The organism is Streptomyces sp. 15-116A (assembly GCF_025290915.1).
Taxonomy (GTDB): Bacteria; Actinomycetota; Actinomycetes; order Streptomycetales; family Streptomycetaceae; genus Streptomyces.
This window is the reverse complement of record NZ_JAOCQE010000064.1, coordinates 20,880-27,241: the sequence shown is the minus strand read 5'-3', so window position 1 is coordinate 27,241 and position 6,362 is coordinate 20,880. Positions and strand designations below refer to the sequence as shown.

The 6,362-nt window shown below is 71.9% G+C and carries 8 protein-coding genes; 5 read left to right on the top strand and 3 right to left on the bottom strand.

The features are described 5' to 3' along the window. Positions 1-1,176, top strand: a 1,176-nt coding sequence (locus N4P33_RS13855; protein ID WP_260826717.1) for a PQQ-binding-like beta-propeller repeat protein, incomplete at its 5' end; no start/stop codon positions are given. Positions 1,177-1,338: 162 nt separating this feature from the next. Then, positions 1,339-1,470: a hypothetical protein gene (locus N4P33_RS13850; protein WP_260826716.1), complete on the top strand. Its 132-nt coding sequence runs from the start codon at positions 1,339-1,341 to the stop codon at positions 1,468-1,470. A 3-nt stretch (positions 1,471-1,473) separates the two neighbouring features. Here N4P33_RS13850 and N4P33_RS13845 read toward each other — a convergent pair whose 3' ends face one another. The 3 genes from N4P33_RS13845 to N4P33_RS13835 are packed head-to-tail and all read right to left on the bottom strand — an operon-like array spanning position 1,474 to position 3,847. Next, positions 1,474-2,262 carry an enoyl-CoA hydratase/isomerase family protein gene (locus N4P33_RS13845; RefSeq protein ID WP_260826715.1) on the bottom strand — a complete coding sequence of 263 codons (789 nt, stop codon included), beginning with the start codon at positions 2,260-2,262 and terminating at the stop codon, positions 1,474-1,476. Further along, positions 2,259-2,675 (bottom strand): Zn-ribbon domain-containing OB-fold protein, encoded by a 417-nt coding sequence (locus N4P33_RS13840; RefSeq protein WP_260826722.1) that lies wholly within the window; start codon positions 2,673-2,675, stop codon positions 2,259-2,261. The genes N4P33_RS13845 and N4P33_RS13840 overlap by 4 nt, the downstream gene beginning before the upstream one ends. A gap of 23 nt (positions 2,676-2,698) precedes the next feature. Further along, positions 2,699-3,847, bottom strand: a complete 1,149-nt coding sequence (locus N4P33_RS13835) for a lipid-transfer protein (protein ID WP_260826713.1) — start codon at positions 3,845-3,847, stop codon at positions 2,699-2,701. A 115-nt stretch (positions 3,848-3,962) separates the two neighbouring features. Here N4P33_RS13835 and N4P33_RS13830 point away from each other — a divergent pair, with 115 nt between their 5' ends. The 3 genes from N4P33_RS13830 to N4P33_RS13820 are packed head-to-tail and all read left to right on the top strand — an operon-like array spanning position 3,963 to position 6,322. Next, entirely contained in the window at positions 3,963-5,558 is a 1,596-nt protein-coding gene (locus N4P33_RS13830) for a FadD3 family acyl-CoA ligase (RefSeq protein ID WP_260826720.1), read from the top strand. 51 nt (positions 5,559-5,609) lie between these two features. Continuing rightward, a complete protein-coding gene (locus tag N4P33_RS13825; protein ID WP_260826712.1) occupies positions 5,610-5,987 on the top strand; it encodes a type II toxin-antitoxin system RelE/ParE family toxin in 378 nt (125 codons plus the stop codon). After that, the gene (locus N4P33_RS13820) at positions 5,984-6,322 is read left to right on the top strand and encodes a helix-turn-helix domain-containing protein (protein ID WP_260826710.1); all 339 of its coding nucleotides are present in this window, start codon (positions 5,984-5,986) and stop codon (positions 6,320-6,322) included. The genes N4P33_RS13825 and N4P33_RS13820 overlap by 4 nt, the downstream gene beginning before the upstream one ends. Positions 6,323-6,362: the final 40 nt, after the last annotated feature.

Genomic DNA, 6,362 nt, shown 5'->3' with positions numbered 1-6,362 from the left:
GCCGTACCCGCGCCCGCGCCGGCGACCGCCCCGCCGGAGCAGCCGTCCGGCTGGCGGCCGTGGCGGTTCCGTATGTCCAACGACGTCTGGGGCACCCCGGCCGTCGACGGCGACCTCGTCTACGTCACCTCCTTCGAGGTGCACGCCCTCGACGTGGCCACCGGCCGGCGCCGCTTCAAGACGCGTGACGTCGCCTGGTCCATGGCGATCGCCGACGGCCGCATCCACGCCTCCGACGGCCCCACCCTCCTCGCCCTCGACGCGCGCGAGGGCGGCGACCTGTGGCGGCTGTCCACCGACGCCTGGGTGTACTCGCTCAAGGCCGAGCGCGGCACCGTCGTCACCGGCACCAGAGGCGGCGGCGTCCAGGGCTGGGAGGCGTCCACCGGCCAGAAGCTGTGGGAGGTCACCGGCTGCCAGACCGACTTCGAGTCGCCCGAGGCCGGACCCGTCCTCCACGACGGCACCGTCTACGTCTGGCAGGACGCCCGCCTGCGCGCCCTCGACGCCCGCACCGGCGACGAGCGCTGGTCGTACCCCATCGGCGACGCGGCCTCCTGCGGCGGCGTCCCCGTGCGCATCACCCAGGCCCCCGACGGCTACGTCTACGTCTCCGCCGGCACCCGCGTCCTCGCCCTGGACGTCACCGGCGGCCACGTCCGCTGGCACTTCGAGGCCCCCGCGGTCTTCCTGTGCCCGCCGGCCTTCGTCCCCGGCCCGGCGGTGACGGGCGGCGGCGTCTACCTCGCCGACTACCTCGGCACGGTCTACGCCCTCGACGCCACCGACGGCCGCGACCGCTGGCGCATCGCCACCGAGTCCCGCGCCTCCGTCGAGCCCGTCCTGGTCGCCGCCGGCCATGTCCACGTCGGCAGCGGCAAGGGCCTGTACACCCTGGACGCGGTCACCGGCACGCCCAAGTGGCGCTTCCAGGCGGGCGGCGAGATCGTCGGCGCCCCCGCGGTCGCCGAGGGCCGTATCCACTTCGGCTCCACCGACCACCTGCTCTACACCCTCAAGGCCGACGACGGCCGTCTGCGCTGGAAGCTCGCCACCGGCGGCGAGATCACCGGCTCCCCGGTCGTCCGCGACGGCGTCGTCTACGCCTGCAGCAAGGACCGGTGCGTGTACGCGCTGGACGCGGAGAAGGGGACGGGGACGGCGCGGACGACGTGAGCCCGCGCCTTTCGGGCTGCGGCACTTCGGGCTGCGGGACGGCCGTCGTACCGGGTGCACGGAAAGGGTGGTCGGACGGCGGCCGTCGCTGCGGGGCGCGGCCGTTCACCGCTGCCCACGGCCGACGCTACGCCGGGTGCCCGACGGTCGCCAGGCAGTGACATGCTCGTGACATGCAACTCGCTCCCCGCCGCCGACACGGTCACCGTGCAGGTGGGAGTGGGCGCGGCCGGGAAGTCCGCGTCCCCGGTCACCCGCGGCGACCTGACACCGACGGCACCGGCGGTCTCCTGACCCTCACCGCTTTCGGTACGTACTCCGCTCCCGCCCGGCGAACAGCTCCGCCTGCCGTTCGCCGGGCAGGTTGCCGAGCGCGACCAGATGCGGCGCGAGCGCGAACGCGTGCGCACGGGCGGCCTGATGAGCCGCCCACAGGGCCCGGACGGTCCCCTGCACGGCCTCGCTCGGACACCCGGCGATCACCGCCGCCCGCTCGACAGCGGCGGCCACCGCCCCACCGTCCTCCGTCACTTCCGACACCAGCCCCACCTCGTACGCCCGCCGCGCCGACATCCGCTCCGCCGCCCCCATCAACACCATCCGCGCGACCTCCCCGTACGGCATCCGCTGCGCCATCAGCCCGGACTCGTACGCGCTGACCATGCCGTACGTGGTGTGCGGATCGAAGAAGGTGGCGGAAGCCCCGGCGACGACGAACTCGGCCTCCCCGAGCAGATAGAAGGCGCCGCCACAGGCCATCCCCTCCACGGCGACGACGACGGGCTTCCAGAGGTCGTTCGCCTTGGGCCCGATGGTGAGCAGCGGATCGTCCTGGGAATAGGGGGAGCCGGGCTGCGGGGCGTGGGTGTCGTCGCGGTCGATGCCGGTGCAGAAGGCGCGCGTGCCGGTGCCGGTGAGCGCGATGGCGCGCACGGAGTCGTCGTAACGGAACGACCGCCATGTCTCTTCCAGTTGGCCGGCGAGTCCGCGGTCGATGGCGTTGAGGCGGGACGGCCGGTTGAGGGTGACGAGGGCGACGCCGGTCGCGGTGTCGCGCTCGACGAGGAGGGACGCGTGCGGGCTCATGCGCGCTGCTCCAGGACCCACTGCGGCATGCCGTCATGGAAGGCGACCTGGACACGGGCGCCGATGCGGAGTTGCTGTGGGGGCAGGGAGTTGATGGCCGCGCCGGGCCGGGTGACGACGTTCCCCACCATCCGTATCCGAGGCGCGTCGGCCAGCTCGACGAGCACGACGTTGTACGGGGCCAGCTCCGCGTACCCGGGGAGGAGCGGCGGATGGGGCACGACGTACGACCAGACCCGCCCGCGTCCCGACATCAGCCGCCACTCGTGTGCGAAGGACTGGCAGTGGGCGCAGCAGGGCCGGGGCGGGAACCGCGGTTCGCGGCAGTCGGCGCAGGTCTGGACGCGGAGTTCGCCCTTCTTGGCGTACTCCCAGAACGGGGCGCCGTCGGAGTCGGTGACGGGGCTGAGCAGTTCGGGCATGGTGGTCGGCTCCCTCAGATGGTGAGCAGGAGGGCGGAGGTGGGGACCCCTTCCCCCGCGGTGACGAGACAGCTGGAGGCCCCCGGCACCTGCGCGGTGCTCGTCCCGCGGAGCTGCTTGACGCCCTCGGTGATGAGGTTGAAGCCGTGGACGTACGCCTCGCTGAGTCCGCCCCCGCCGGTGTTGAGCGGCAGCCGTCCGCCGGTCTCCAGCGCCCCGCCCTCGGTGAAGGCCCCGCCCTCACCGCGCCCGCAGAAGCCGTAACCCTCGAGGGAGAGCAGGACGAGCGGGGTGAACGCGTCGTAGATCTGGGCGACGTCGACGTCCTCGGGAGTGAGGTCGGCGTGCTTCCACAGATGCCGGGCGGCGGTCCAGGCGGGCCCGGTGAGGGGGTCGTCGTTCCAGTAGTTGACCATGCCGTGGTGCTGGGCGGGGAGCCCCTGGGCGGCGGAGTGGACGTAGACGGGCCGGTGCCGGCAGTCGAGGGCACGCTCGCGCGAGACGACCACGCAGGCCAACGCCCCGTCCGTCTCCAGGCAGTTGTCGTACAGGCACAGAGGCTCGCTGATCCAGCGGGAGGTCATGTACATCTCGCGGGTCAGCGGGCGGTCGTACATGATCGCGGCCGGGTTCTGGTTGGCGCGGTTGCGGCAGGCGAGGGCGACGTTGAAGAGGTGGTCGCGGGTGGCGCCGTACTCGTGCAGGTAGCGGCGGGCGAGCATCCCGATCTCGTCGACGGGCCGGAGCAGCCCGAAGGGCCGGGTCCACTGGGCGGGGGTCGGGAGTTGAACGTCGGTCCTGCTCCAGGGCCGGGGTCCGCTGCCCCGCTTGCGGGAGCGCCAGGCGACGCCCACGGAGGCCTGGCCGGAGGCGATGGCGGCGGCGAGGTGGGCGACGGTGGCGCAGGAACCGCCCCCGCCGTACGGGACGCGCCCGAAGTAGGTGAGGTCCCCGAAGCCGACCGCCTTGGCCAGCTCCACCTCCTCGGTCTCCTCCATGGTGTACGAGGCGAGCGCGTCGACCTCGCCGGGTGCGATGCCGGCGTCGTCGAGCGCGGCGAGCACGGCACGGCAGGCGAGGGTGTGTTCGTCGTCGGGGAGGTGCTTGGCGAAGGGGGTCTGGCCTATGCCGACCAGGGCGGTGGCGTTCTTGAGTCCGGGCATGGACGCGGGGCTCCCTCCGCTGACTCCTCATGGCTGACGGTCCGTCAGGTTACAGCTAACCTGACGGGGGGTCAGCTGAGTTGCGGGGCTCAAGGAGGCGGACGCAGTGGATGACATGACCGTGCGCACGATTCCGGAGCTGGTCCGCTCGGCCGCGGAACGGTACGCGGACACGGAAGCGGTCGTGGACGGCCGTACGCGCGTCTCGTACGCCGAACTGGCCGCCCGAGTGGACCGCGCGACGGCGGCGTGCATGGCGAACGGCGTCCGCGTCGGCGACCGTGTGGCGATCTGGGCGCCGAACACCCTGGACTGGATCGTCGCGGCCCTGGGCGCGGTGTCGGCGGGCGCGGTGCTGGTCCCGCTGAACACCCGCTTCAAGGGCGGGGAGGCGGCGGACGTGCTGCGCAGGAGCGGGGCGAGGCTGCTGTTCGTGACGGGTGCGTTCCTGGGGACGTCGTACGTGGCGTCCCTGAGACGGGCACTGGCGGAGACGGAGGGCCCCGGCCTGCCGGCCCTGGACCGGGTGGTGGTCCTGTCGGATGACGCCCCGGCGGACTTCCTGACCTGGAAGGACTTCCTGGCGAGCGGGGAGGGGGTGGGGGAGGAGGAGGTCCGGACGCGCGCGGCGGTGCTCAACGGCTCACACGCCTCGGACCTGATCTACACCTCGGGCACGACAGGCCGCCCGAAGGGCGTGGTGACCACGCACGCGCAGACCTTGCGGGCCTACGCGACCTGGGCGGACCTGGCGGGCCTTGGGCCGGGCGACCGCTACCTGATCGTGAACCCCTTGTTCCACACCTTCGGCTACAAGGCCGGCGTCCTGGCGTGCCTGATGCGGGGCGCGACGATGATCCCGCAGCCGGTGTTCAACGCGACGGCGACGCTGGCGCACATAGCGAAGGAGCGGGTGACGGCCCTCCCCGGCCCGCCCACCCTCCTCGAATCCCTCCTCGACCACCCGGAGAGGACGTCCTACGACCTGACCTCCCTGCGCCTGACGGTGACGGGCGCGGCGGTGATCCCGGAGGCCCTGGTGGAACGCCTGCGCAGGGACCTGGGCATGGACACGGTCCTGACCGCGTACGGCCTCTCGGAGGCGACGGGCATCGTGACGATGTGCCGCCGCGAGGACGAGGACACGGTGATCGCGACGACCTCGGGCCGGGCGATCCCGGGCACGGAGGTCCGGGTGGTGGACGCGCACGGCACCCCGGTCGGCCCCGGGGTGAAGGGCGAGATCCAGGTCCGGGGCTTCAACGTCATGCAGGGCTACTACGAGGACGAGCGGGCCACGAGGCAAGCCCTCACTCCGGACGGCTGGCTCCGCACGGGCGACGTGGGGACCCTGGATCCCGCCGGCCATCTACGCATCACGGACCGCCTGAAGGACATGTACATCGTCGGCGGCTTCAACGCGTACCCGGCGGAGATCGAACACGTGCTCCGCCGCCATCCCGACATCACGGACGCAGCGGTCATCGGGGTCCCGGATCCCCGCCTGGGCGAGGTGGGAAGGGCCTATGTGGTGAGACGCCGGGGCGCGACGACAACCGCCGACGACCTCATCGCCTGGTCCCGCCGCGAAATGGCGAACTACAAGGTCCCGAGATCGGTGGAGTTCGTGACGGAGCTACCACGGAACGCAAGCGGGAAGGTGCTGAAGCGCGAGCTGCGGGAGAGGGCTGGTGATCACCCTTTGGGGTGACTGGCCGGGGATTTCCCCCCGCGGGTTAATGGTTGCGTTAACTTCCGGGCTATGGCTCAATGGGAAGTGATTCTCGTCGCAGAGGTGGCGACGTGGTTCAGGGATCTTGTGACGACTGATCCCGGCAGCGCGGATCAGGTGGAGGACGCCGTTGACGCCCTGGCGGACGCCGGCCCCACGCTGGGGCGCCCGTTGGTGGACCGGATCAAGGGGTCTGAGCAGCATCACCTCAAGGAACTGAGGCCGGGATCTTGTGGTGGCAGCGAGGTCCGGATCCTGTTCGCCTTTGACCCGGTGCGCCGGGCCGTCCTGCTGGTCGCCGGCGACAAGGCGGGAAGCTGGAACGGCTGGTACGACACCAACATCCCGATCGCCGAGAAGCGCTATCGCCAGCACGTAGCCGAGTTGGACACGAGGGAGTACGAATGAGCACTGTCAGCTGGGAGGAAGCCAAGCGTCGGGCCGACGAGGCGCGGAGGGCAGCCGGGCTGCCGGTGCGGACTCCGGAGGAGAGGCAGGCCGCGAAGGAGCGGCTCCTTGCTGAGGTTCGTGCGTACAGGTTGGCGGAGATCCGCCGCGAGCAGTCCCTCACCCAGCGCGCCATCGCGGACGAGATGGGCGTCTCCACCCCCCGGATCTCGGCGATCGAACACGGCGAGATCGACCGCACGGAGGTCGCGACACTCCGCTCCTACGTCCGAGCCCTGGGTGGAGAACTCCGGGTGGTCGCGGACTTCGGGGACACGCAGTACACCGTCGCCTGAGCGCATACCGGAGCTGACCTCCGGACACGCGTCGGCCGCG

Excerpts from the sequence above, each read along its gene's own strand:
- N4P33_RS13820 (WP_260826710.1), top strand. The coding sequence starts at position 5,984 with ATGAGCACTGTCAGCTGGGAGGAAGCCAAGCGTCGGGCCGACGAGGCG.
- N4P33_RS13835 (WP_260826713.1), bottom strand. The coding sequence starts at position 3,847 with ATGCCCGGACTCAAGAACGCCACCGCCCTGGTCGGCATAGGCCAGACC.
- N4P33_RS13830 (WP_260826720.1), top strand. The coding sequence starts at position 3,963 with ATGACCGTGCGCACGATTCCGGAGCTGGTCCGCTCGGCCGCGGAACGG.
- N4P33_RS13850 (WP_260826716.1), top strand. The coding sequence starts at position 1,339 with ATGCTCGTGACATGCAACTCGCTCCCCGCCGCCGACACGGTCACCGTG.
- N4P33_RS13825 (WP_260826712.1), top strand. The coding sequence starts at position 5,610 with ATGGCTCAATGGGAAGTGATTCTCGTCGCAGAGGTGGCGACGTGGTTC.
- N4P33_RS13845 (WP_260826715.1), bottom strand. The coding sequence starts at position 2,262 with ATGAGCCCGCACGCGTCCCTCCTCGTCGAGCGCGACACCGCGACCGGC.